This is a genomic window from Pseudomonas sp. E1BtOHC1 (genome assembly GCF_058744285.1).
The window spans coordinates 5,014,093-5,039,012 of sequence record NZ_CP196023.1 but is presented as its reverse complement, the minus strand read 5'-3'; the positions used below and the strand labels follow the sequence as shown (position 1 = coordinate 5,039,012).

Below are 24,920 nucleotides of genomic sequence, written 5' to 3'. Positions count from 1 at the left end.
ATTTTCTATAGGAAATGCGCAGAGATGCGAGTGCAGCGAGAGCTCAGTCGGGCTGGCTGATGTCCTGCAAGGCGTGCAGCAGCGTCAGGCTATTCGCGCGCGTGGTGGGCGTCAAACCGGCTTGTCGCAGGCTATGTCCCAAGGCTTCCAGCTGTTGAATCAAGGCGTCGTAGCCGGTCACCGCCAGGGACCCGCGGATCCGATGCAGCAGGTGGAAGATGTGTGGGTAATCCTGTCTGTCGATGGCCTGGCGCAATTGTTCGAGGTCCACCGCCATGGTGCTGATGAATATCTGTCGCAGGTTGCTCGATAGGCTCGCAGGTTCCGGGGGCTGGCGCAGGGTGGAGGGCGAAGCCTCGTCTTCCTGCGGGTCGAGCTGGGTGAGCCGCAGCAGGCTGGCCCGCAGGGTCTGCAAGGGCACCGGCTTGACCAGCCAGGCGTCCATGCCGGCGGCCTGGCACCGGGTCTCCTCGTCACACATGGCATTGGCGGTGATGCCGATGATGGGGCGGTCATCCCCTGAGGCCCGCAGGATGCAAGTGAGTTCGTAACCGTTCATGCGCGGCATGTTGACGTCGGTCAGCAACAGGTCGTAGTCGCCCACGCGCCACAGGTCCAGGGCTTCGGCGCCATCGGCGGCCAGGGTGCTGCGGCAGCCCAGTTGCTGCAGTTGATGGCTCAGGGTCGCCTGGTTGATGGGGTTGTCCTCGGCCACCAGCACGTTCAGTCCCAGGGCCGGCAGGGCGCTGAGTTCCTCGGCCTGCTCGCTGGGGGTGTCGGCGGGACGCCCCAGGCTGCGTTCGATCAGCCGGCCGATGGCACTGAAATCACAGGCTTGGGCAAGGTTCGCGCCGGGGCCCTGGTAATGGCCTCCCAGGTCGATGCGGATCAAGCCGCTGGCCTGCTGCGGGGCCGTGTCGGGGCTGTCGTCCAGTAGGCACAGGACAATGCCCGGGGCCTGGGGAGCGGGGTTCGAGCCTTCCAGGGGGCTGGCTCGGGCGCCCCATTTTTCCAGCCATTGGCACAGGTTGCTGCTGAGTTCATGGTGGGGGCTCTGGACATAGACCCGGGCGCCGCTGAGCTCCGGCTGGCGTTCGGCGAGGGGCTCGCTGGCCACCGGCAGATCCAATTGCAGGGAGAAACTGCTGCCCAGGCCCAGTTCGCTGGTGAGGTGGATCCGGCTCCCCATCAGCGCGGCCAGTTTGGCGCAGATCGACAGGCCCAGGCCCGCGCCGTGCACGGTGTGGGAGTGGGTATCGATCTGATAGAAGGGGATGAACAGTTGCTGCTGTTCCTCCTGGCCGATGCCGATGCCGGTGTCCGCCACTTGCAGCGATAGCCGTGTCCGGCCGTCACTGCCGGGTTCGGCCCGGGCGCGGACGATCACCTGCCCGGAATGGGTGAACTTGATCGCATTGCTGATCAGGTTGGTGAGGATCTGGCTGATCCGCCCGGGGTCGCCGAGCAGGGCCTGGGGCAGTGTCGGGTCGACCCAGGAGAACAGCAGCAGCCCCTTGTTCCGGGCACTGTCGATAAAGGCCGCAGTGCAGCGCTGCACCAGCGCCCGGGGATCGAAGGGCTGATCGCCGAGGGACAGCTGGCCGGACTCGATCCGGGTGATGTCGAGGATGTCGCTGATGATCTGCAGCAAGAGCGCCGAGGACACCTGGATGCGTTCGAGCAACTGGCGCTGCTCCCGGTCCAGGTCGGTCAGCCCCATCAGTTCCAGTGAGCCGAGGACACCGTAGAGCGGTGTGCGGATCTCATGGCTCATGGTGGCGAGGAACACCGACTTGGCACCGTTGGCCTTGTCGGCGGCCTGCTTGGCCTGGGTCAGTTGTTGCTCCATCTGGGCCCGGACGCTGAGGTCGGCGAAGGCACAGATCAGGACCTCCTGATTGCGGTAGCGGGTGGGCGCATAGGCGATGTAGAACGAGCGGCCGTCGTGGCTCTGATAGTTCTCCACTTCTCCCGGGCCCCGGGCCTGGGTGATCCGCTCCAGCAGTTCGTGTTCCAGCCCGCTGTCCTGCAGGCTTTGCCCGACCTGGGTATCGAACCACTTCAAGGCCAGGTTGTTGGCGAAGACGATCCGACTGTGTTCGCGGCTGAGCACGCACAGGGCCACCGGGGTGGTTTCCAGCAGGGTGCGGCTGAATTGGTCGTTTTCCACCAGCTCGGTGTGGGCCCGTTGCGCCGGCACTATTACCCGGCGCTGGTACCAGCGTGCGTAGCTGCGGCCGGCCAGAGGGCTGAGCAACAGCAGCAGCAAGACGCCCACCAAGGGCCAGCTATGCCCGAGGAACAGGGTCCTGTAGGTGAGCAGGTAGTAGCCGGTCCAGACGGCACTCTCGTCACTGATCCGGAACACCAGGCCGTCGCTGCGCAGGTTGACCTCCCGGGTCAGCTGCGTGGGCGGCGGGAGCTCCCCCAGCAACAGGCCGTCGTGCTGGCTTTGCAGCCAGAAGGCATCGTAGAAGTTGCGCTGCAGTGGTCGGGAAAAGACGTTGATGCGGTCCCGGTAGGTGAGGGTGGCAGCATAGGTCTTGCCCACGCCGTTGCCCAGGGACAGGCCGTGCAGCGGGATAAAGGCCAGCATCTGTTCCGGAAAGTCCTTGAGGTGAATCCAGCGGATCTCGTTGTGATCCGTGGCGCTGGTGCGTATGGCCTTGATGCTGGCCATCGCCAGGGCGGCGGACAGCCGCGGCTGGCTGCTGCCGACGGTGGGCACGGTATAGGTGCTGCCGACACCGGCATCCACCAGCAGCAGGGCCGAGGCCGGGTAACTCGAACGCACCCAGAAACTCGAATAGAGATCCGCCAGGTAGCGGCCCAGGCCAACGGCCCGGGGGCTGTCCAGGGGACACTGGGTCATGTCTTCGCACACCAGGGTGAACGGGACTTCCACCGACGACAGGCGGCCCTGGAACAGTGTGGCGCCCAGTGCCTGCTGTTGGTGCATGAGGTGGAAAACCTGCGGTGAGCCTTGGGTTGCATTGTTGTCTTCGAGTATGGGTTCTCCGGCCAGGCGCCGGAGCAGGGCTTGCTGCTCGCCCATGTAGCGGGTCAGCAACTGGAAATCCACGGCCATCCGTTCCTGCTCCTGACGGATGATCCGCTGGCCCCCCCAGAACAGGGCGCCGCCCATGATCAGCAGCAAGGGCAGAATGACGAACATGACGACATTCAGCCGTCGGAAGTTTTGGGCGATGCGTCGTAGCGGGATATCTGGCATGGGTTGGGAGAGACAGGCCGGGTGGGTGGCGAAAAGGGCGGTGTGACACTGCATCCCAGCAGTTGTGTAAAAGCGTCCAGCTCCAATGCCGCGGAAATAAGGTAACCCTGGGCGCTGTCGCAGCCAATCAAGCGTAGAAACTCCAGGTCACGGGCCGATTCTACGCCTTCGGCGACCACTTCAAGGCCCAACTGCCGGCCCAGTTGCACCGCCGCCACCAGGGCCGCGGCCCGGGCCTCATCGGCTGCGGCGCCATGGACAAAGTGGCGATCGATCTTCAGTTCGGTAAAAGGCGTGGAAATCAGCGCGTACATCGAACTGTAGCCCATGCCGAAGTCGTCCTGGGCCAGGCCGAAACCTTTCAGGCGCAGGCGGCTGGCGCCCATGTGGTACTGGCCGGGGGACAACGGCCGCTCGGTTTCCAGCAACTCGAAGCAGATATCGCGGGTGGCCAGCCCGGCCGCCAGGGTGATGCGTTGCAACTGGTCCGGCAGGCCGGGGTCCTCCAGCAGGCCGGTGGGCAGGTTCACCGAGACCGTGAGGCGATGGCCCAGGCGCTGCCAGTGCCGTTGCGCCTGGATGGCGTCGTCGAGCATCAGCAACAACAGGGCGTGATCCAGCCGGCAGCGGCTGATGGAGGCCAGGAAGGAATCGGGCATCAACAGGCCGAAGGACGGATTGTGCCAACGCACCAGGGCTTCGGCGCCGACGATCCGGCCACTGTCCAGGGCGCGCCGGGGTTGGAACCGTGCGCGCAGTTCACGACGGGCGATGGCCCGTTCCAGGACTTCGCGTTCGAACACCGGCTCATGCTCCGGGGGCAGTGGCAGGGCAGGGCCCTGGCCGGCCCCGATGATGGCGCTGATTTGCTCGACATGCCTGGCTTGCAGGGGCTTGGAGAAGGTGCCCAGCACCGCCAGGCCCTTTTCCTTGGCCATCAGGCTGACGCTGTTCATCAGTCGGCGGGAGCAGGAGGACACGATCGCCAGAATCGGTACCCGCTCAACGCCGGTCAGGGCATGGATGAACTGCACGCCATCCATTTCCGGCATGTGCAGGTCCAGCAGCACCAGGTCGTAGACCTGGCGGTGCAGCATGGCCAGCGCCTGGCGCCCGTCGAAGGCCGTGTCCACGGGGCCGAACCCGGCTTCCTGCAACAGTTGACTGACTTGCAGACAGTGGAGCGGATGATCGTCCAGCACCAGCACTCGCAGCGGCTTGGGCAGGCTCACGTGACTTTCCTCTTGATTGATTGAAGCACTTCGCTAAGGGCGTCCAGAGGCACCGGCTTGATCAGCAGGTGACGGATCCCGGCGGCTTCGCAACGGCCACGCAGCAAGGGCGAGAGTTCACCGGTAATGCCGATGATGGGGCCGCAAAAGCCCTGTTTGCGCAGGGTGCGAGCGAACGACAGACCGTCCATGTGTGCCATCTGCAGATCAGTGAGGACCCCATCGAAGGACAGCAGGTCGCCACGTTTCAGGGCTTCGACGGCGCTGCTGCAGGCCACCACCCGGTTGCCCAGGTAGCGGCCCTGCTGGAACAGCACTTGCAGCGACAGCGGGCTGTCATCCACCGCCAGCAGTTTGAGGTCCAGGTTTGGGGCCAGGGCCTGGGGTGAGGCAAAACGACCTTCGCTGACAATCCCGGCCTGGGCCTGGGCCACGGCGTTGCGCAGGCTGTCGAGGCTGAAGGTGCGGGCCACCCAGCTGTCGCCGGCCTGAGGCTGCGGCGGGCCCAGGCCAGGGGCGTGCATGATCACCCGAGGGCCGCTCCAGTTGATGGCCCGGCAGGTGCCGAAGAAGGCCTCCACCAGCACCGCCTGGCGCGCCTGCGGGTTGCGGTCCGCGGAGTAGGGCAGCGCCAGGGCGCCCCAGCGGCGCAACCATTGGCAGAGGTTGAGGGTCACCTCCCGCACATCGCCGTGCACGTACACCGGGATCACCCCCAGGCGCGGCGCCTCGGCTTCGCTGACGATGGCGCACGGCTCCAGGTCCAGGCTGAAACTGAAACTGGAGCCCAGCCCCGGTTCGCTGATGGCTGCGAGCCGGCCTTGCATCATGAACGCCAGCCGTTCGCAGATGGCCAGGCCCAGCCCGGTGCCAGAGGCTTTCTGGCCCAGCCAGTCGGGCACCCGATAGTAGGGTTCGAACAGGCTGGCCTGAAACTGCGGATCGATCCCCGGTCCGGTGTCCGTCACCTGGAAGCGCAGCCTGGGTGGCTGGCCCGGAGGCAGTTCGCAGTGCAAGCGCATGACCACCTGGCCGGATTCGGTGAACTTGATGGCATTGCTCACCAGATTGTTGAGGATCTGGCGAATGCGTCCGCCGTCGCCGATGACCTGCTCCGGCGTGTCCGGGTCCAGAGTCACATACAGCCGCAGACCCTTGCTGCGGGCCCTGGCCGAGTAGCTGAAGGCGACCTCTTCCACCAGTCGCACCGCCGAGAACGGTGCGCAGTTGAGGGTCAGCCGCCCGGACTCGATCAACGACATGTCGAGGGTGTCGTTGATGGTTCGCATCAGCACCGAGGAGGCTTGCTGGGTGGCTTCCAGGTAGTCGTTCTGCTCGGGACTGAGGGCCGTGGTACGGAGCATTTCCAGGGAGCCGAGGATGCCGTACATGGGGGTGCGGATTTCGTGGCTGAGGGTGCTCAGAAACAGGGTCTTCTCGCGGTTGGCCTGGTCCGACAGACCTTTGGCCTGCAGCAGCGACTGTTCGGCCAGCTTGAAGTCGGTGACGTCACTGATGCAGCACAGCACCGCCGCCACGCCGTTGTAGCCGGTAGGGGCGCACGTCAGCTGGATGAACCTGCCGTCCGCCAGGGCGTGGTCGATGGTTTGCACCTGATCATGGGGTGTGTCGAGGATTCGCTCGCGCCATTCGGGCGTCGAGGCCAGCCAGCACCGGCCCGCCGCATTGGAAAGGATCAGTCGGCCGTTGTCCCGACGCATCAGGCACAGGCCCACCGGTGCCACCTCGATAAAGCGGCGATTGAGCGAGACGCTGTCGTTCAAGGCGCTGTAGTGGCGTATCGCAGGCTCCACCAGGCGCAGGCGGATGTAGCGCGCCCCGAGGAAGATCGCCGCGAACAGCAGCAGGGTCAGCAATGCGCTGCTGTACAGAGGGCCCGAGGTGTCCTGCAGCAGTTGGCTGACCGGTGCGTAGTACACCAGGCGCCAGCCAGCGTTGCCCACCGACTTGTTGAGCACTATGTAGTCCGGTAGCCCCCGCAACCGGTGCAGGCCGAAGGAGTCTTCGTCGGCCCGAAATTGCGACAGGCTCTCGGGGACCTGCCAGGCGGCGCTGTGCAGCACGACCGCACCGGCGGCGTCATAGAGCACGTATTTACCCTGGTGCAGCCCCAGGGGATCGAGGGCCAGGTCGATGTCGTTGAGCTCCAGGCCGAGCCAGCCATCGGCGGCGTTGCGCTCGTCCACCGGGCGCAGCAGATACACCTGTTTTTGCCGGCCGCTGGCGGCCCAGGACCATAGGGTTCGGGCCCCGGGGTGCTGGTACAGCAGGTTCTGTGCGGCGCGCTGGTCGAGGTGCTTGAGCCAGGGGTCGTCGATGGCCCTGGGGACCGACTCGATGGCATGGGCGCCCGCTGGGTCGTAGAGGGTGCGGATCAGGTCCTGCTCCGGCGCCAGGTACAGCAGGCGGCTGTGGGTGCTGTCGACTTCCTCCAAATCACGCGCAGTGAGCACCAGGGCCCAGTTCGATGCTGGGGGCTTATTGCCCAGTGGCAATAGGCGTAACTGGTTATTACTTGCGAGAAAGTTCCTGCTGTCTGAAGTAAGGCGTTCTTCGCTAGTGCCTACGGCTGAAGAGGAAATGGCCTTTAGCAGGCTCTCTCGCTGATTGAAGAACTGCTGGGCGTTAAATGCCGCGGCATTCATCTGCCGTCGATAGTTGGAGAGGGTTTCATTCAGTGACCAGTGCACCACAAAGCCCGCAATGATCAGGATGCAGGACAGCAGGCTGTACATGAACAGACGTAGCAGTACCACCGGAATATGGGCCCCGGCAAAGTGACTGGTTACGGGTGGCAAGTGGGCTTGTGTGTGCATCGGCCCATGGTAAATAGAACTATCTTTTGGCTTCTTCAGAATATTCTTAATGCCCGGTCTTTAAGAAGATTCTTATTTGTTAGTTGGTCTCTTGACTCGAACATGCGGGCCTCTTGTGTTTTAACGCAAAGGCTTGAAAGTTTATGACTCTGGTTAAGAACACGATAAGCGTAGCGGTCAGTTCGGCGCTGTCGTTGATGACACTTTCCCCCCTGTCCGCTGTGGCGGCCGACTACGACACGATCGATCTGTCCTCGCCTGGTGGGCAATCCCTGACCCTGGACGGGGCCAACGTCGAGCATTCCGGCAGCGGCCCGGCGGTACGGGTGAGTGGTGCGCAGAACCAGTTGCAGGGCAGTGACTACCAGATCAAGGTCACGGCGGGCAGCTCCAGCAGTTCGGTGGTAGGGGTGCAAGTGGAGGCCGGCGGCCAGGCCAGCTTGTCGGATGTGAAGATCACCACCGGTGGTTCCGATTTCGCCACGGGCGCGGTGGTCAGCGGCGCCGGCAGTAGCCTGACGTTGAACAATGCGCAGATCACCACCAGCGGTCACCAGAGTCGCGGCGTGACGGTCACCGCCGGCGGCCAGGCGCTGTTGTCCGGAGGCTCGATCAGCACCGCCGGCAACCAGGCCGAGGCGCTGTCTGCCAGTGGCAAGGGCTCCAGCATCAAGGCTGCGGACATGGCCCTGAGCAACAGCTCGACCGGTTCTGCCGTCGTTGTGCGCGCCTCCGACGGCGCGTCCGTCGAGCTGGAGCGGGTCAGCGTTGACTCCCAAAGCTTCATCGGGGCGATGTCCGCTGAAGGCGTCGGCTCGTCCATCAGTGCCAATGGGGTCGATGTCACGTCCAGCAATGGCCGTGGCATTGGTGTGACCAGCGCCGCCTTGACCTTTCGCAACGGCACCATCAACGCCAAGGGCGATGGCATTACCCTGAGTTCGCTCTATCAGGTGCCCGGTGGCACTGCGGTGGTGAGCGACAGTCAGATCACCTCGCAAAATGGCAACGGCATCAACGTCAATGCCGACCTGGCCACGGCCGATCTGGATAACGTGCAGATCACCACCCTGGGTGACTACGGCACGGCGATCTGGATGCCGGGGAGTAACACCCGGGTGGACGCCAAGGACACCCGTCTGGAAACCAAGGGGGCTGCGGCGGTGGGCGTCGACAACCGCGCCGGTGTGTTCACCATGGACGGCGGTGCCGTCATCACCCAGGGCAACAGTTCCCATGCCCTGTACGCATCAGCGGATACCCCGAACAGCCCGGGGGCGGTGTTCAACGTCCGCGGGGCCCTGATCGAGACGTCGGGCCGTGGCGCGGTGGGCGCCCTGGCGCGGATAGGGGGGGCCAAGATCACCCTCAACGACAGTCGCGTCGTCACCCACGGCGACTTGGGCTATGGCCTGTTCGCGTCTGGCCGGGGCGCCAGTGTGCAGTCGATCGACAGCGATGTGCTGACCTCCGGTGGAGAGGCCCATGGCCTGGCCATCAGCAACAACGCCAACTCCCTGCTCCAGGGTTCGACCCTGAGCACCGGCGGCGCCAACGCCAACGGCATTGTCAGTTACGCCACCAGCGCCGGTGTGGTGAATGAGGTTCAGGTCACCGCCAGCCACATCCAGACCCAGGACGGAGCAGGCATTCTGGTCAACGGTGGCGGCTTGAACACGCGCTTCACCGACAGCACCCTGACCGGCCGCAGCGGCGGTCAGCCGGGCACCGCGTTGTGGATCACCGACCGCACCAGTGGGGTGTTGGCGGAGGCGGTGAACCTGGAGGCGGTCAGGTCCCATCTGTCGGGAGACGTGCGGGTGGACGGCGGCAGCCTGCAGCTGTCCCTGGCCGATCACTCCAGCCTGGAGGGGGCAATCCTGGGGGGCGGGCGTGACACCCAACTGTCCCTGGACGACAGCAGCGCCTGGACCTTGCGCGGTGATTCGGTGCTCAGTCGCCTGGCCAACCATGGGGTGGTGGAATTCGCCGACCCGGGACTGGCAGGGGCCTTCAAGCAATTGCAAGTGACCGGCGACCTGACGGGCGATGGCCACTACATCATGAACACCGACCTGGGGCGGCAGCAGGGCGACCGCCTGATCGTCGGTGGCCAGGTGACTGGCGACAACAGCATCCTGGTCCGCAACTCCGGGTCCGAACCCGGGGCCGAGGGGCAACACCTGACCCTGGTGCAGAGCGCCGGCGGCCCGGGTTCGTTCAGCCTGGCCAACCAGGGCGCTATGGTGGACGCCGGGACCTACCGTTATGGACTGCGGGCCGATACCCAGGGCAACTGGAATCTGGTCAATGTGGGCCGCAGCCAGCCGACGCCGGGGCCGGACAACCTGTCCACCGGTGCCAGCGCGGCCATCAACAGCAGCGCCATCGCCAGCTTGCGGGCTACTTGGGACGCCGAGCGGGCGACGCTGGTGCAGCGGGTCGGCGAGCTGCGTGAAGGCGCGCAGCGCCAGGGGGTGTGGGTCCGCGGCTTCGGTCAGCAGCAGTCCCTGGATAACGGCGTGGGGCGCAACTTTTCCCAGCAGGTGCAAGGCACTCAACTGGGGATCGATACGCGGATCGATACTCAGGGCGGTCAACTCGTGGTGGGTGCGCTCGCCGGATACAGCCAGACCGACCGCGACTTCAAGCGCGAAGGCAGCGGCAAGCTCGACAGCTATCACCTGGGCGGCTACGCCACCTACCTGGATGATTCGGGCTGGTACACCGATACCTTACTGACTCTGAACCGCTGGTCCACCCGCCTGGACGTGTGGGGCACCGACGGCGCCAAGGTCTCCGGGCACGCGCGCAGCAAGGGCGCGGGGCTGTCGGTGGAGGCCGGCAAACAGATCGATCTCGGCGACCGCTGGTTCGTCGAGCCCCAGGTGCAAGTCTCCATGCTCTACGCCCGTTCGGACAACTACCGCCTGGACAATGGACTGCAAGTGGAGCCCGGTGATGGCTTGTCGACCCAGGTCCGCAGCGGCGCCCGGGTTGGCCGCAACCTGCAGCTGGACAATGGCACGCGCCTGCAGCCCTACCTCAAGGCCGGCTGGATCGAGGATCTTTCGGCGCAGAACAAGGTGCGTACCAACGGCATCGGCAGCCGTCCCGATGGCAGCGGTGGCGGCTGGTATGCCGGTGCCGGAATCACCGGGGAACTGACCCGCAACCATCAGGTGTATGCCGAGGTCGAGACGAGTGAAGGTTCGAACATCGACCGGCCCTGGGCGGCCAATGTCGGTTACCGCTTGAGCTTCTGAGGCGACTTCACGGCTGTTGGGCGTTGTGCGCCGCCTGCAAGGTCCGGCGCACGCCTTCGGCATAGGACGTCTTGGCGATGGGCCCGATCAAGCCTTGCAGGGCCGAGTCATCGAGGATCAGCGGCGAGCTGATCAGGTAGTGCATCTCCACCATCTCCCGCAGCAGCGGATCGAACAGCCCCAGCAGGCGCAGCAGGGGCTTGCCGATCACCCGCTGCTTGAAGGGCGCGCCGCCGTGCTGGCGGATCAGGGCCAGCAGGTCGCGCTGGCTGGTGACCCCGGCGCCTGCCAGGTGCCAGGTCCTGCCGAAGGCGTCGGGCTGGTCGATCAAGCGGCAGACCACCGGGCCCACATCCGGCACGAAGACGAACTCGTGGGGGCGATCCAGGGGCCCCACCAGGTTCGCGGTGCCGCCCTTAACCGCCGCCTGAAAGGCGCCGTGCAGCAGGCTTTTGTCGACCCAGGGACCGTAGAAGTCCGGGAGGCGCAGTACCGCCGCCTGGATACGGCCACTGGCATGGGCCTGCAACAGCAGGTCTTCCTGGGCCTTGCGCATGCGCCCCTTGAAGCTGTTGGGCTGGCGCGGATGGTCTTCGCGCACCGGATGGGTCTGGGCCATGCCGTAGGGGTAAACAGTGCCGATCAGCAGGACCTTGCGCACCCCGGCAGCGATCGCCCCTTCCAGGGTCTTGCGCATCAGTTGCGGGTGCAGTTCGAACTGCCAGTAGTCGACCCCTACCAGATAGATCAGGGTGTCGATTCCGGCCGCGGCGGCGGCGATCGACGCGGGCACGTCCGGGTCCCAGGTGACGCGTTCGGCCAGTGGGTCGGCGCCGAAGGCCTGGGCCAGGCCGGCCTCGCTGCGGCCCACCACACGATAGGCTTGCCCCTGGCTGTGCAGGGCACTGGCAATGCTTTGGCCGATGGCACCGACGGCGCCGAACAGGGCTATTTGTGGCATGACAGGCTTCCTTTTTGTTGAAGAGAGCTTGCAGGGTGCGAAATCCTCGGCTAAATGGAAATTGCCCACTTGTTGATGGTTTCTATACATAAATGCATACCCTGACTGACCATCCGCCCAACTGGGACTGGTACCGGAGCTTTCTCGCCGTCCTGGAGACCGGCTCACTCTCTGCTGCCGGCCGTGCCATGGGCCTGACCCAGCCCACGGTCGGGCGGCATATCGACCAACTCGAGTCGGCCTTGGGCCTGAAATTGTTCATCCGTTCCTTCGATGGCTATGCCGCCACCGAAGCGGCTCTGGAGCTCAAGCCTTATCTGTTGCAAGTGGCGGCGGGAGACGCGGCGTTGCGCCGGGTCGCCAGCAGCCAGGGCGCGGGCGTGCAGGGCTGCGTGCGCATCTCGGCCAGCGAAATCATCGGCGTCGAGGTGTTGCCGCCGATTCTCGCCACCTTGCGTCAGCAGCATCCGCAACTGGTGATCGAACTGGTGCTGTCCAACCGTGCGGATGACTTGTTGCAACGGGAGGCGGACATCGCGGTACGGATGTTTCGCCCGACCCAGGAGGCGCTGTTGGTCCGCCGGGTGGCGGACATCGAAGTGGGCTTGCATGCCCATCGGGATTATCTGGCGAGCCAGGGCACGCCGGCTTCCCTGGAGCAGCTGGAGCAGCATGCCTTGATCGGGTTCGATCGGGAAACCGCCTTTATCCGCCGTCTGCAACAGCAGTATCCGCTGCTCTCCCGCGCCCGTTTCGCCTGGCGCAGCGACAGCGATCTGGCGCAACTGGCGGCGTTGCGCGCGGGGTTTGGCATTGGCGCGTGCCAGGTCCGTCTGGCCAGCGCCGATCCGCGCCTGGTACGGGTTCTGGCGCAGGAGTTTTCGGTGCGGCTGGAGACCTGGGTGGCGATGCATGAGGACCTGCGCAACAGCCCCCGTTGCGCGGTGACCTTCGCCGCACTGGTGCAGGGGTTGGTGGCCTACGCCGGGGCAGACTGAGGGCAGGGCAGCGTTGCGCGCAAGACGTGCCGCCCGTCGAGCGGCCTATTGATTGTCCGATACTCCCCAAAGTGATTTATCATACGCCGTATGTTTTTTCTCAAGGCAATGGCTATGGCATTCGGCAAGGTCTTCATCGCCACTTCGGTGGACGGTTTTATCGCTCGCAACGATGGTGCCATCGACTGGCTGCCCAGTGGCGAGTCTGGCGAGGACTATGGCTACGCGGCTTTCATGGCCTCGGTGGATGGCATCGTCATGGGGCGCGGGACCTATGAAAGCGTTCTGGGTTTCGAGTCCTGGCCGTTCCACAAGCCGGTGGTGGTCATGAGCCGCAGCCTTGCGGCTGAGGATGTGCCGCAGCACCTGCGGGACAAGCTGCGCATCAGCGCCGCGCAGCCCGCGGAGTTGGTGGCGCAGTTGCGGGGCGAAGGCTGGACACGGGCCTATATCGATGGCGGTGCGGTGATCCGGGCCTTTTTGCAGGCGGGGCTGATCCAGGAACTGACCCTGACCCGGGTGCCGGTGCTGATCGGCAGTGGGCGGCCCTTGTTTGGTGGGCTTGAAGGCGACCTGCGACTGCACTGTATCGCCTCGCGGCAGTATCCCGATGGGTTGGTCAGCACCTGCTATCGCGTCGAGGGGAGCCGCCCCGATGAGTGAACGCGCCAAGCGTAGCGGTCGTCCTGCTGCCGGTCGTTCGCTGAATCTCGATCAGGTTCTGCAGGCCGGCCTGAGATTGCTGGAGGAACTGGGCCCCGAGGGATTCGGCGGCCGGGCCCTGGCGCGACAGTTGGGGATCACCCCGATGTCGGTGGCCTATCACGTGGGCGACCAGCACAACCTGATGCGCCTGCTGGTGGAGCGGGTGCACGGCGTGCCACTGCCGGAACCGCAAGAGGACCTGCCAGCGCTGCAACGGGTCCAGGTGTTGCTCGGCCATTACATGGCGCGGGTCCGTCGACATCCGGCCCTTACCCTGTGCGTGCTCAGCGATCCGCAGCTGTTCGATGGCGCCCTGGCTGCCTTCAGTGAGCGCCTGCGTGATGCCGTACGGCAACTCGACGATGACCCGGTGCTGTTCGACCTGCTGGTGGACTACACCCACGGCCACGCCCTGGCACTGGCTCTGGCCGGGGAGGGCGCGCCGGGGCTTGAGGGTGCTTTTGAGGCGGGGTTGCGGCGCTTGCTGCGCTGAGCAGTGCTCAGTCGGCAGCGCCGAGCATGGCGGCGAAGCGCTGCGCCGACCACTCCTTGCGGTCCGATACCTGACCGTCCCCCAGTTCCACCAGACGCAGCACGCCGTCGGCCCGCAAAACCACATCCAGCGAAAAAAACCGGCTGTCGATCAGCGCGGCGCACTCGTTCACCAGTGCCGGCACCTCGCCTTGTGCCGCATGGGCCTTGCCGTTGAGCACGAAGTAGCGCCGTTCGCTGTCCTCCAGGTAGTCCTCCCGGCGCCGGACACAGATGCCTCCCTCGATCTGCCCGCGATACTGACGCATGCGCTCTACCAATGGGGCTATGTCTGCCGGCGAAGCCACCAGGCTGCCGCTGCCGGTGTTCAGTGACTTGACGTAGTCCTTGATGAAATAGCCCGGCCAGTTCAGGTCTGCCAGTGCCTGGATAAAGTCGGCGTCGGGCGCCAGTACCCGGGTCTCGCTGGTGTACCGGGCCAGCAGCGGATACCACTCTGGCAGGTGATGGCAGTGTCGGTAGTGGGCCAGGGAGGTGAATTCCTTGGCGTCCTTGGCGTGCAAGTGCTCGAGCAGTGCGCCGTAGCCTTCGGGCGTCAGCATCCAGCCGCGGTAGAGCACCGGCTCGTCGCCTGGCAGGGCCGGGGAAGCCTTGAAGCGGCCGCTTTCGAAATCCTCGAAAGAGAACAGCGAGGCGTTCAGGCCAGCGGCCAGCACCGCCTCATATTCGTCCAGGTAATGCTCGTCCGGGCGTTTGGGGTCGAACGGGTCGCTGGGATACAGCAGGTGCATGGCAGGTTCCATCGAGTGAAAGGGGGGCCGGGTCAAGGGACGCGGGTGAGGATGGCGTACGAGCGGTCGATGATAACGGCATTTGTGCAGGCTTTCTTCCTGGGCCCGCCGCGTCTCACATCTGTGCACGTTTATTCACAGAAAATCACTGACTGCAGACAGATTCCAACGCTTGCCATGGGGATACTGGGGCGGCTCCCGAGGAGCCTGAAGGATCGACGTGACCAGAGGAAAAACCCATGCGTTGCATGCTTGCCACCTTGCTGATCTGCACCTTGGGCGCGATGCCCCTGGCCCATGCCACCGCGCCTGCGGCGTTTCACAAGGTGTTCGACGACATCAAGCCGGACCAGCCCGGTTGCGCCGCCGGGGTGATGCGCGGCGCCAAAATGATCTGGAGCGCAGGGTACGGCGCTGCCGACCTGGCCACCGGCCGGGCGATCCAGGCCGACACCCTGTTCAACCTGGCCTCGGTGTCCAAGCAGTTCACCGGTTTTGCCATCCTTGAGCTCGAAGCCCAAGGCCGCCTGGATCTGGATGACTCGATCCGGCGCTTTGTGCCGGAACTGCCGGCCTATGCCGAGGGCATTCAGATCCGTCATCTGCTGCACCACACCTCGGGCCTGCAGGACTACATGCTGCTGGCGGAGTTGGCGGGGATTGCCCTGAACCAGCGCTTTACCCAGCAACAGGCCCTGGATCTGCTGTTCAAGCAGAACGCTCTGATGTTTCCCCCCGGCAGCGAGTTCAGCTACAGCAACAGTGGTTATGTGCTGTTGTCGAGCATCGCCGAGCGAGCCGCCGGCATGCCCCTCAAGGACTACAGTCGAGCCCATCTGTTCCAGCCCCTGGGCATGAGTCGCTCGAGCATTGTCGATCAGTACCCGGTGCAGTTGCCGAACCTGGCCCAGGGCTATGAACAGGGCGAGTCGTCCAAGGGCCCCGAAGCCGTGGACGCCCGCTGGGAACAGACCGGCGACGGTCAGGTGCACAGCACTGTGGCGGACCTGATGCTGTGGTTACGCAACTTGTCCACGGGGCGGGTCGGGGGCACGGCGCTGGTGGAGAAGATGCGCCAGACCGAGCCCTTCAACGACGGTGACCCGGGCTATTACGGCATGGGCCTGGCCAACCGCAGTTATCGGGGCTTGCAAGAGGTGTCCCACAGCGGCAGTTGGGCCGGTTTCAGCACCGATGTGGCCTGGTACCCGAAGCTGGATGTGGCCACTGTAGTCCTGTGCAACAGCACGGAAGGGGAAGCGTCGGAGCGCGGGCACCGCTTGCTGGATGTCATGCTGGGCCCGTCCTGGTTACCCCGGTACACGGACATTCCCGCGCCGCCGCCGAGCATCAAGGCGCTGCCCAAGGCGTTCTTGAATACCTTGGTGGCCGGCACCTACCTGGATGATCTCGGTCATCAGTTCCAGCTGCAACGCACCGGCGATGGGTTTGTCCTGGACACCTTTCACGAGGTCCTGCCGTTGCTTCGCCAGAGCGATCAACTGATGGCGGCGGACAACGATGGCATCCCGATCTATCTGGCGGCGGCACCGGGGGCACGGATCGTTGGCAACAACCCGGCCTCGACCTATGTCCTGGCGCCGGCCTGGAAACCCGAGGACATCCGTCGTTATGTCGGCCTCTACGCGCTGCAAACCAGCCCCGGACAGCTCAAGGTCTACCCCCGGCAAGGCAAGCTCTACGTACGTATCGGCCAGCACAGCTACCCTTTGCAGCCGCTGACGACGGAGCGCTTTCGCGCCGGTGAACTGGGGGTGATCAGCTTTGCCGAGGAGGGTGAGGTGTTGACCAGCAGCGTGGCGCGCAACCTGCGGTTCAGGAAGGTGACGGGGCAATAGTGGCCAGTGCCGCCGTGAGCCACGAACCCCTCAGATCCGCCGGCTGTGCACCAGCAACCACAGCAGGTAGAAGCCCCCCAGCAGCCCGGTCATCAGGCCGATCGGCAGGTTCGCGTACCAGGCCAGGCGCTGGCTGAGCAGATCCGCGGTCAGCAACAGGACCGCGCCCATCAGCGCCCCCGACACCAGCGGCACTTCGGCGCAACGGGTCAGGCGCCGGGCCAGTTGCGGGCCTGCCAGGGCGATAAAGGCGATGGGCCCGGCCGCTGCGGTGGCGATGGCGGTCAGGCCGACGGCCGCCAGGACCATGATCAGCCGGGTGCGCTCCACCGCGATTCCCAGTTGGGTGGCGGTGGCGTCGCCCATTTCCAGCAGGTTGATGCGCCGGGCGTGGTACAGGGCTATGGGCACAATGGCCGCAAGGCCCAGGGCCGCGGGCAGTACGTGGGACCAGGTGCGGGTGTTCAGTGAACCGGCCAGCCACAGCTGGGCGAACATCGCCTGGTCGAGGTTGCCGCTGACCAGCAGGATGCTGTTCAAGCCGGACAGACTGGCGCCCACGCCAATGCCCACCAGCACCAGGCGGTAGCCGCCGCTGCTGTGGCCCTTGCGCGCCAGGAGCAGCACTAACAGCGCAGTACAGAGGCCAGCGCCCACTGCTGCCAGGGACGTTGCCAGGGGGCCGCAATCCCACAGCATGATCTGCACGATGGCGCCGCTGGCAGCACCAGTGGTGAAGCCGATCACGTCCGGCGAACCCAGGGCGTTGCGCGAGATCGACTGGAAGATCGCCCCGGCCATGCCCAGGGCTGCGCCCACCAGGGTGGCGGTGAGCGCCCGGGGCAGGCGCACCCGATGAATCACCCGCTGGGCAGTGGAGTCCTGAGCGTAACCCAGGAGACTGGCCAGCACCTGATCCGGGGGCAGGGCCAGGCTGCCGGTGCCCAGCAACAGGGCCCAGAGCAGCAGCGTGGCGAGGATCAGGACGCCGCAGACCAACACCGTGCGTGGCCGCCAGCGCAGGGACAAGGGGCCCAGACGCAGGGCTTGAGGGCCCATCACAGGCGGCTCAGGCGAAAGCGCCTGACCAGGACAATGAAGCACGGGCCGCCCAGCAGCAGGGTGATGATCCCGGCGGCGATTTCCTCCGGTGCCGCCAGCACTCGGCCCAGTACGTCGGCCCCCAGCAGCAGGCTCGCCGCGAGCACTGCCGAGTAGGGCAGGATCCAGCGATAGTCCGGGCCCACCAGCATTCGCGCCAGGTGCGGCGCCACCAGACCGACGAAACCTATGGGCCCGGCCACGGCGGTGGCCGCGCCGGCCAGCAACATCACCGCCAGGCAGGACAGCAGCCAGGTCAGGCGCAGGTTCACCCCCAGGGCCTGCCCCAGGTCCTTGCCCAGCGCCAGGGCATTGAGGTTGGCGGCGACGCCCAGGGCGATGCACAGGCCGAGGGCGATGGCCATGGCCGGAACATGCAGCAGGGCGAAGCCGCTGCCGGACAGCGAGCCCGAGGCCCAGTGGCGGAAGTGGTCGAAGACCTCGGGCGGACTGTTGAGCACGATGATGCCGGTCAGCGAAGTGAGCATCACCGACAACCCGGCCCCGGCCAGCACCAGGCGTACCGGGTTGGTGCCGGTCTCATGGGCCTGGCCCAGGAGAAACACCACGACGCCGGCCAGCCCGGCCCCGAAGAACGCCAGCCACAGGTACTCGGCCATGCTGGTCAGGTGCAGCAGCGCCACGCCGATGATCACCGCCAGGGCCGCACCGGCATTGATCCCCAGCAGGCCCGGTTCGGCCAGGGGGTTGCGGGTGACGGCCTGCATCACCGCGCCGGCCATGCCCAGGGCCGCTCCGGCCAGCAGGGCAATCAAGGTGCGCGGCAGGCGCAGTTCCCGCAGGATCAGGTGCTGGTCGTTGTGCAGGTCGGCGGCGTGCAGCGCCTCCCAGGTCACGCTCAGGGGAATGGCCCGCGAGCCGACGGCCAGGCTCAGCAGGGCCAGCAGAACCAGCAGCGCGAGCCCGGCCAGCAGGCCCCAGGTACGGGGCGTGTTGCCTCGGGCAAGTCGCAGCGGTATGCCGCGGCCTTGGGCAGACAGGCTCATGGTTTAACGAAAGTGCCCGGCGACGGCGTCGATCATCTGCCGCCCCGAGTAGTAGTCGATGCGAAACGAGCTCGGACCCAGGGCGTAGACCCGCTTGTGGACCACCGCCGGCAGGTTGGCGAGCACCGGATCGGCGAGAAACGCCTGCACGTCGTTCTCGTCGGCGCTGAGCAGGAACACGCTGTCGCCGCTGATGGCTGCGGGCAGGTTCTCCCGGGAAATGAACTGGAAGTCCGAGGCACGGGTGACTTTCCCTGCCAGCGCCTCGGGCAGCTCTACCACCTTGAAGCCCAGGCCGGTGAGGAGCCGGGCCTGGGGGCTGTTGAGGCGGCCGATGGAATAGCTGCCGGCGATGTTGTAGCCCACCACGCTGACCGGACCGGGAGGCGGGGTGATGTGGGCGGCGGTGTCGGCGGCGTATTGGCCGAAGCGCTGGATGGCGGCCCGGGCCTGTGGTTCCAGGCCGGTGCGTTGGCCCAACTCGGTAGCGATGTCCTGCCAGCTGTGGTTCGAGTAGTCCACCACCAGGGTCTCGATGCCCTGGGCCTGGAGTTCGGCACGCTGGGCGATGACGCTGTCGGCGCCGGTGGCGGACACCACCACCAGGTCGGGGTCACTGGCGATCACCGCTTCGATATCGAATTGCAGGTTGCGGTACAGCACCTGCACGCCCCGTTGTTCGGCCACCTTGGCCCATTGGGAAAAGAACCCTTGCTGATCGGTGAGGCGACTGGCCGTGGTGGCGGCGCTGGCCACCAGCGGCGCGTCCATGGCCAGCAGGATTCCGCTGACGCTGGGGCTGGTGGAGACGATACGGGACGGGGCGGTCGGGGTGGCCCAGGCAAGGTGAGCGGACAGGGCCAGGACCGCTGCGCTGAGCAGCCGGACAGTAAGGCGTGGGTTCATCGTCGATCCGTTGGGCGGTGGGTGGAGTGCGGCTGGGGCGCCTTCTATTTCGCCTGAAGGGCCTGGACTGCAGGGCTTATATGATAATGCTTCTCATGCAATGTGTTCCATATTGTAGAATCCATTCCGCAATTGCAATACTGCAAGCGCCTGCTGCTCCAAGGAAAACCTGCCCATGACTCATCGTTTGCACGCGGATGCCGTGACCTTGCGCCACGACGCGCGAATCATTTCCCAGGACCTTTCCCTGGCCATTCCCGATGGCTCGTTCACCGTCATCGTCGGGCCCAATGCCTGTGGCAAATCCACCCTGCTGGCGGCGCTGTCGCGGCTGCTGGCCCCGGCCAGGGGCCAGGTGCTGCTCGATGGCAAGGACATTCGCCAACTGCCGGCCCGGGAGGTGGCCAGGCGCCTGGGCCTGCTGCCGCAAAGCGCCACGGCGCCGGACGGCATCACCGTCGCCGATCTGGTGGCGCGGGGGCGCTACCCGCATCAGTCGCTCCTGCGCCAATGGTCGCTGGAGGATGAGCAGGCCGTGCGCCGGGCGATGGCCGCGACCCGGGTCAGCGAGCTGGCCGAGCGACTGCTGGACGAACTGTCCGGCGGCCAGCGCCAGCGGGTGTGGATTGCCATGGTGCTGGCCCAGGAAACCCCGATCCTGCTGCTGGACGAGCCCACCACCTACCTGGACATCGTCCATCAGATCGAGCTGCTGGAACTGCTGGCCGAACTCAACCGCCAGGGGCGCACCATCGTCGCGGTGCTGCATGACCTGAACCAGGCCTGCCGTTATGCCAGCCACCTGATTGCGCTGCGGGACGGGGCCGTAGTTGCCCAGGGGGCGCCGGCGACGATCTTCACCGAGGCGTTGGTGGAGCAGGTGTTCGGGCTTGCCTCGATGATCATCACCGACCCGGTCAGCGGCACCCCCTTGATGGTGCCCAGGGGCCGGGTCGAGGCGCCGTCATCCGGCGCGCCTGATTCACTGGGTGACGACTCAGCGACGTGAAGGGAGCGGTTCCTGAGGAACTCGCTGGCCGCCGGTGGCCTGGTTGACCAGAGCGGCTTCGTGGAACAGCGCCTCGCGATCTTCCGGCGCCTGCAGTTGCCCCAGGTCGGTGACGGTGGTCATCACACAGACGATTTCCTGCTGGGCGTCGAACACCGGCGATGCCTGGCCGGTGACGTTGGACAGCAGGTGGCTGGTGAGCTCGGCCCAATGCTTCTGACGGACTTGATCGAGTACCGCGCTGCTGGGCGGGGTGCCGCGAAAGTGTGCCGGCTGCTGCTTGCGTGCGGCGTCGATGACGGCCTTGGGCAGAAAGGCCTGGAACACCAGCCCGCAGGCGGTGTTGTCGATGGGCAGGATGTCCCCCAGGGCCAGGGGGTTAATGGAGAAATAGGCACTGCGATACCAGCGCACCAGGGTCGGCCCACGGTCGGTCCAGATCGCCACGCCACCGCTGGCGGCATGCCGCTGGGCCAGGGCCTTCATATGCTGGGCGGCGATGTCCACGGCGTCGATGCGTTTCAGTGCGCCGATGCCGATGCTCAGGGCCGCAGGCCCCAGGTCATAGAGGCCGCTGACCGGGTCCTGCTTGGCCAGGCCTTCCTTGACCAGGCTTTGCAGGTAGCGGTGGGCGGTGGAACCCCCGGTGCCGGTACGCCGGGCCACTTCCCCCAGGGCCAGCTCGCCCTCGGCATTGGCCAGGGTGTTGAGAAAGCGCGCGGCAATGGAAACCGACTGGATGACCCCGGAGCGTTTTTCCGGTGGGGCATCCAGGGTGTCGTCCAACGGGTTGTGCGAAGTGTTCAACGGCTGGTCTCCTCAGCAATGTCTGGCCGCGTGGGGTGCGCAGGCTACGGCCTGCGTGGCGCTGGCACTAGCGGCGGCCATGATAGCGGTTTCGCCGTCGGCCAGGGACGGGCGAATGTACCCGGGCCGAACCTGAAGGTCATTCCAATTTGCAGAATGTATTCCGTATTGAGGAATTTGATGGCTACGTGATAGCCTAATCCTGAAAGAGGATCATTCTCATTTGGAAGGAAGTTTTGATGGCCCTTACGTATCGCACATTCAGCCACGGTATTGGCGTTCTTACCCTGTCCACCCTGCTGGCGACCCCGCCGGCCCTGGCTGAAGACAGTCGGGCCCGGGAGCACGTCGTGGCGAAGGGCGGCCTGGCATTGGACGCACTGGTGGTGACCGGTGAAAAACTCGACCGTGAATTGAAGGACACGGCGTCATCCGTGTCGATCATCACCGACCGCGATATCCAGCAGACCCGGACCGGCGATGGGTCGGTCTCGGAAGTCATCAACGGCAGCCCCAACGTGATCTACACCGATTCGGTGGGGGCGCCGATCATCCGTGGCCAGGACACCCAGGGGCCGAACAACGGGCAGAACGTGTTCTGGGGCGGTACGGTGCCCCGGGCCACCATCAACCTCGACGGGCACTATCTGAACTACAACGAGATGTTCTTCGGCGCGACCTCGGTCTGGGATGTGGACAGCATCGAAGTTTTTCGCGGCCCGCAGACCACCTCCCAAGGGGCCAATGCGATTGCCGGGGCGATCATCGTCAACACCAAGGATCCGACCTTCACCCCCGAGGCGGCCTACCAGGCTGAAATCGGCAGCTACCACTCGCGGCGCAGTTCCGTTGCCGTGTCCGGCCCTTTGGCCCAGGACTTCGCCGGGCGCCTGGCGGTGGACTATTCGGCCCGCGATACCTTCATCGACTACGACAACCCGAAATTCCAGGGCGGCAAGACCGACCAGGATTTTCGCAACCTCAACGCCCGGGCCAAGCTGCTGTGGCTGCCTACGGACATTCCGGGGCTGGAGAGCAAGTTCACCTTTTCCCACAACGACAGCAACCGCCCGACCCAGGAAGCCGCCTCGGCGCCGTTCCACAAGCTGGAACACAGCTCCACCACCATGCCCTCCTGGCAGCAGGACACCAACACCAGCATCCTGGATGTCTCCTATGAGCTGGGCAACGGCCTCAAGCTGTTCAACCAGGCCCAATACTCGTTGTCATCGGTGCACCGGGTCACCGGCGCGGCGGGCGAGGGCGATGCCGACATCCACCAGAAGAACGCCTCCAACGAATCGCGCCTGACTTTCGGTGAGAAAGAGGACCTGCTCAGCGGCATGGGCGGGGTCTACTACGCCCGCACCCGCACCGACGAAACCCTGAACCTGAGGGGCCGCTCGGCCTTCGACGACACCAAGACCAACCTGGGGATCTTCGGCGAGGTCAATTACCGCCTCACCGATCTCTGGACCCTGAGCACCGGCCTGCGCTACCAGCAGGACCACATCGAACGTACCGGCAACTCGGTGCTGGCCCCCGGCGCGCTGAACTATGACAAGACCTTCTCCACCGTTCTGCCCAAGGTGTCACTGGCCTACGCCGCCACCCCGCACTGGACCCTGGGCGGCCTGATCAGCCGTGGCTACAACCCGGGCGGCGTGTCGCTGAACCTGAGCACCCGGCAATGGGCCTACTTCAAGGAAGAGTCGATCTGGAACTATGAACTGTTCAGCCGCGCCAGCCTTCTCGATGACCGCCTGCTGATCAACACCAACCTGTTCTACATGGACTTCAAGGACGCCCAGTACAACATCCCGGTGGTGATCTCCCCCGGGGTGGCGCAGTCCTACACCATTAACGCCGAGAAGGCCCACGCCTATGGCCTGGAACTGGATTTCGACTACCGCCTGCTGGACAACCTGCGGCTCAAGGCCAGTGCCGGGACCCTGCGCACCCGCATCGACAAAATCTCCAGCAACGCCGGCTACGCCCACAACGAGTTCGCCCGTTCGCCGGGCTACACCCTGAGCTTCGGCCCCAGCTGGGACATCACCGAGCGCCTCAACCTCAACGCCCAGGTGCGCTACCTGGACGGTTACTACTCGGATGTCGCCAACACCTCGAGCTATTCGATCAAGCCCTACACCCTCACCGATGCACGCATGAGTTATCGCTTCAACGACCAGGTGCAGCTCTATGGCTACGTCAAGAACGTCTTCGACGACCGCTCGCCCACGTACATGCAGCAGAACCGCGGCATTGGCGGCATCGAAGCCAGCATGACCCAGCCACGGACCCTGGGCATCGGCGTCAAAGGGGCGTTCTGAGGCCCCGAGGACCCATCGCCGGCTGCTGCCCGAGGCGCGGTCGGCGTTCATTCGTACACAGGAGATTGGCAACAGATGAGTAACCGCAAACGCCTGCATATCGGCATGTCCCTGGCCCCCACCTGGCTCAGCGGAGATGCCTGGCGCCAGCCCGACAGCAATATCGAGGGTATCTACAGCGCCGACTTCGCCGTGGACATCGCCAAGCGCTCCGAGGCCGCACACCTGGATTTCGTGTTCCGCCCCGACGTCAGTTGCCTGAATATGGACGGCCTGGAAAGCGGCTCGGGTTTCTCCAGCCTCGACCCCACGGTGCTGCTGGCGTGCATCGCCCGGGAGACTTCGCACATCGGCCTGGTATCCACCGTCTCCACCACCTTTTTCCCGCCCTATGTGGTGGCGCGCCAGTTGCAGTCGCTGCACTGGGTGAGCAACGGTCGCGCCGGCTGGAACATCGTCACCGCCTTGCAGGGCCACGAGAACTTCGGCCTGGAGGCCATGCCCAGCGCGGACCAGCGTTATGCCCGGGCGGCGGAGTTCACCCGCCTGGTGCATGACCTCTGGGCCAGCTACCCCAACGACGCGCTGCTGCTGGACCGTGAGCATGGCCGTTACGCCGACCGTGCCAAGGTGCATCCGGTGGACCATGACGGTGAGCATTTTCGGGTGCGCGGTCCGCTCAACCTGCCGGCGTTCAAGGCGCGGATTCCGTTGATCCAGGCCGGCGCCTCGGACACCGGCCGCGACTTTGCCGCCTCGGTGGCCGATCTGGTGTTTGCCCCGACCCCGGACAAGGACGCCGCCCTGGAGCTGCGCCGCGATCTCTCCCAGCGGGCCCGGCGTCAAGGTCGCAAGCCCGAAGACATTCGCCTGCTGCCCGGTCTGAGCCTGTATCTGGCCGCGACCCGGGAAGAGGCTCGAGAGCTGTTCATGCAGACCCACGGCCGTCCGGACAACGGACGCAAATTCGCCTCGATCAAGCAGATGCTCGGCCTGGACCTCAGTGACTGGCCCCTGGACCGCCCAGTGAGCGCGGCAGACTTGCCGGCCCCGGTGCACAACCCCGGTAGCCGCACCCATACCAACCTGTTGCGGCGTCTAATCGAGCGCGAGACCTTGCGCCTGGATGAATTGCTGCTGCGCCCGGAAGTGATTTCCGCCGCCCACTGGCAAGTGATCGGCACCGCCGAAGATGCCTTCGAACAGATCGTCGACTGGGCCGAGGCCGGTGCCATGGACGGCTTCATCGCCGCGCCGGGAGGCTCGATCCGTTCGATGCATATCTTCCTTGAACAGGTGGTACCGCGACTGGTGGCGGCCGGGCTGTTTCGCGAGGCCTACAGCGGCAGCACCTTCATGGAGCACCTTGAACAGCGCTGATGGA

General features: G+C 65.3%; 17 protein-coding genes. 8 read left to right on the top strand and 9 right to left on the bottom strand.

Annotated features, from left to right (window positions below; translation table 11 throughout):
* Positions 1-43: 43 nt before the first annotated feature.
* The 3 genes from ACSSVC_RS22600 to ACSSVC_RS22590 are packed head-to-tail and all read right to left on the bottom strand — an operon-like array spanning position 44 to position 7,283.
* Complete coding sequence (locus tag ACSSVC_RS22600) at positions 44-3,175, bottom strand: hybrid sensor histidine kinase/response regulator (RefSeq protein ID WP_492611410.1); 3,132 nt, start codon at positions 3,173-3,175, stop codon at positions 44-46.
* An 8-nt stretch (positions 3,176-3,183) separates the two neighbouring features.
* Positions 3,184-4,464, bottom strand: coding sequence for an EAL domain-containing response regulator (locus ACSSVC_RS22595; protein ID WP_346635345.1), 1,281 nt, complete (start codon positions 4,462-4,464; stop codon positions 3,184-3,186).
* Entirely contained in the window at positions 4,461-7,283 is a 2,823-nt protein-coding gene (locus tag ACSSVC_RS22590; RefSeq protein ID WP_492611409.1) for an ATP-binding protein, read from the bottom strand. Before ACSSVC_RS22590 ends, ACSSVC_RS22595 begins: the two co-directional genes overlap by 4 nt.
* Positions 7,284-7,498: 215 nt before the next feature.
* On the opposite strand from ACSSVC_RS22590, the gene ACSSVC_RS22585 reads away from it, so the two are divergent.
* Positions 7,499-10,567: an autotransporter outer membrane beta-barrel domain-containing protein gene (locus tag ACSSVC_RS22585; RefSeq protein ID WP_492611408.1), complete on the top strand. Its 3,069-nt coding sequence runs from the start codon at positions 7,499-7,501 to the stop codon at positions 10,565-10,567.
* A 7-nt stretch (positions 10,568-10,574) separates the two neighbouring features.
* Here ACSSVC_RS22585 and ACSSVC_RS22580 read toward each other — a convergent pair whose 3' ends face one another.
* Positions 10,575-11,528: an SDR family oxidoreductase gene (locus tag ACSSVC_RS22580; protein WP_492611407.1), complete on the bottom strand. Its 954-nt coding sequence runs from the start codon at positions 11,526-11,528 to the stop codon at positions 10,575-10,577.
* Between the two features lie 92 nt (positions 11,529-11,620).
* Here ACSSVC_RS22580 and ACSSVC_RS22575 point away from each other — a divergent pair, with 92 nt between their 5' ends.
* The 3 genes from ACSSVC_RS22575 to ACSSVC_RS22565 all read left to right on the top strand — a co-directional run bounded on the left by ACSSVC_RS22575 (position 11,621) and on the right by ACSSVC_RS22565 (position 13,724).
* Positions 11,621-12,526 (top strand): LysR family transcriptional regulator, encoded by a 906-nt coding sequence (locus ACSSVC_RS22575; RefSeq protein WP_346635349.1) that lies wholly within the window; start codon positions 11,621-11,623, stop codon positions 12,524-12,526.
* A 114-nt stretch (positions 12,527-12,640) separates the two neighbouring features.
* Complete coding sequence (locus ACSSVC_RS22570) at positions 12,641-13,189, top strand: dihydrofolate reductase family protein (protein ID WP_346635382.1); 549 nt, start codon at positions 12,641-12,643, stop codon at positions 13,187-13,189.
* Positions 13,182-13,724: a TetR/AcrR family transcriptional regulator gene (locus ACSSVC_RS22565; RefSeq protein WP_346635350.1), complete on the top strand. Its 543-nt coding sequence runs from the start codon at positions 13,182-13,184 to the stop codon at positions 13,722-13,724. The genes ACSSVC_RS22570 and ACSSVC_RS22565 overlap by 8 nt, the downstream gene beginning before the upstream one ends.
* A gap of 7 nt (positions 13,725-13,731) precedes the next feature.
* Here ACSSVC_RS22565 and ACSSVC_RS22560 read toward each other — a convergent pair whose 3' ends face one another.
* Positions 13,732-14,514, bottom strand: coding sequence for an ATP-grasp domain-containing protein (locus ACSSVC_RS22560; RefSeq protein WP_404937192.1), 783 nt, complete (start codon positions 14,512-14,514; stop codon positions 13,732-13,734).
* Between the two features lie 239 nt (positions 14,515-14,753).
* On the opposite strand from ACSSVC_RS22560, the gene ACSSVC_RS22555 reads away from it, so the two are divergent.
* Positions 14,754-16,373 carry a serine hydrolase domain-containing protein gene (locus ACSSVC_RS22555; RefSeq protein ID WP_346635352.1) on the top strand — a complete coding sequence of 540 codons (1,620 nt, stop codon included), beginning with the start codon at positions 14,754-14,756 and terminating at the stop codon, positions 16,371-16,373.
* Between the two features lie 30 nt (positions 16,374-16,403).
* Here the strand turns inward: ACSSVC_RS22555 and ACSSVC_RS22550 are convergent, their stop codons facing one another.
* From ACSSVC_RS22550 to fepB, 3 genes are read right to left on the bottom strand one after another with little or no spacing between them, the layout of a single operon-like run.
* On the bottom strand, positions 16,404-17,435 hold the full coding sequence (locus ACSSVC_RS22550) for a FecCD family ABC transporter permease (protein WP_492611406.1): 1,032 nt from the start codon (positions 17,433-17,435) through the stop codon (positions 16,404-16,406).
* Complete coding sequence (locus tag ACSSVC_RS22545; protein ID WP_346635354.1) at positions 17,432-18,481, bottom strand: FecCD family ABC transporter permease; 1,050 nt, start codon at positions 18,479-18,481, stop codon at positions 17,432-17,434. Before ACSSVC_RS22545 ends, ACSSVC_RS22550 begins: the two co-directional genes overlap by 4 nt.
* Before the next feature lie 3 nt (positions 18,482-18,484).
* A complete protein-coding gene (gene fepB / locus ACSSVC_RS22540; RefSeq protein WP_492611405.1) occupies positions 18,485-19,387 on the bottom strand; it encodes a Fe2+-enterobactin ABC transporter substrate-binding protein in 903 nt (300 codons plus the stop codon).
* 175 nt (positions 19,388-19,562) lie between these two features.
* On the opposite strand from fepB, the gene ACSSVC_RS22535 reads away from it, so the two are divergent.
* Positions 19,563-20,396, top strand: a complete 834-nt coding sequence (locus ACSSVC_RS22535; protein ID WP_346635356.1) for an ABC transporter ATP-binding protein — start codon at positions 19,563-19,565, stop codon at positions 20,394-20,396.
* On the opposite strand, the gene ACSSVC_RS22530 is transcribed toward ACSSVC_RS22535, so the two are convergent.
* Positions 20,385-21,170, bottom strand: a complete 786-nt coding sequence (locus ACSSVC_RS22530; RefSeq protein WP_185073431.1) for an IclR family transcriptional regulator — start codon at positions 21,168-21,170, stop codon at positions 20,385-20,387. The genes ACSSVC_RS22535 and ACSSVC_RS22530 overlap by 12 nt on opposite strands.
* Before the next feature lie 272 nt (positions 21,171-21,442).
* On the opposite strand from ACSSVC_RS22530, the gene ACSSVC_RS22525 reads away from it, so the two are divergent.
* Entirely contained in the window at positions 21,443-23,536 is a 2,094-nt protein-coding gene (locus ACSSVC_RS22525; RefSeq protein WP_430962742.1) for a TonB-dependent receptor, read from the top strand.
* Between the two features lie 75 nt (positions 23,537-23,611).
* Positions 23,612-24,916, top strand: a complete 1,305-nt coding sequence (locus ACSSVC_RS22520; protein ID WP_492611404.1) for an NtaA/DmoA family FMN-dependent monooxygenase — start codon at positions 23,612-23,614, stop codon at positions 24,914-24,916.
* Positions 24,917-24,920 lie beyond the last annotated feature (4 nt).

Excerpts from the sequence above, each read along its gene's own strand:
- ACSSVC_RS22600 (WP_492611410.1), bottom strand. The coding sequence starts at position 3,175 with ATGTTCGTCATTCTGCCCTTGCTGCTGATCATGGGCGGCGCCCTGTTC.
- ACSSVC_RS22545 (WP_346635354.1), bottom strand. The coding sequence starts at position 18,481 with ATGAGCCTGTCTGCCCAAGGCCGCGGCATACCGCTGCGACTTGCCCGA.
- ACSSVC_RS22520 (WP_492611404.1), top strand. The coding sequence starts at position 23,612 with ATGAGTAACCGCAAACGCCTGCATATCGGCATGTCCCTGGCCCCCACC.
- ACSSVC_RS22565 (WP_346635350.1), top strand. The coding sequence starts at position 13,182 with ATGAGTGAACGCGCCAAGCGTAGCGGTCGTCCTGCTGCCGGTCGTTCG.
- ACSSVC_RS22585 (WP_492611408.1), top strand. The coding sequence starts at position 7,499 with ATGACACTTTCCCCCCTGTCCGCTGTGGCGGCCGACTACGACACGATC.
- fepB (WP_492611405.1), bottom strand. The coding sequence starts at position 19,387 with ATGAACCCACGCCTTACTGTCCGGCTGCTCAGCGCAGCGGTCCTGGCC.
- ACSSVC_RS22525 (WP_430962742.1), top strand. The coding sequence starts at position 21,443 with ATGGCCCTTACGTATCGCACATTCAGCCACGGTATTGGCGTTCTTACC.
- ACSSVC_RS22575 (WP_346635349.1), top strand. The coding sequence starts at position 11,621 with ATGCATACCCTGACTGACCATCCGCCCAACTGGGACTGGTACCGGAGC.
- ACSSVC_RS22535 (WP_346635356.1), top strand. The coding sequence starts at position 19,563 with ATGACTCATCGTTTGCACGCGGATGCCGTGACCTTGCGCCACGACGCG.
- ACSSVC_RS22555 (WP_346635352.1), top strand. The coding sequence starts at position 14,754 with ATGCGTTGCATGCTTGCCACCTTGCTGATCTGCACCTTGGGCGCGATG.
- ACSSVC_RS22560 (WP_404937192.1), bottom strand. The coding sequence starts at position 14,514 with ATGCACCTGCTGTATCCCAGCGACCCGTTCGACCCCAAACGCCCGGAC.
- ACSSVC_RS22570 (WP_346635382.1), top strand. The coding sequence starts at position 12,641 with ATGGCATTCGGCAAGGTCTTCATCGCCACTTCGGTGGACGGTTTTATC.
- ACSSVC_RS22580 (WP_492611407.1), bottom strand. The coding sequence starts at position 11,528 with ATGCCACAAATAGCCCTGTTCGGCGCCGTCGGTGCCATCGGCCAAAGC.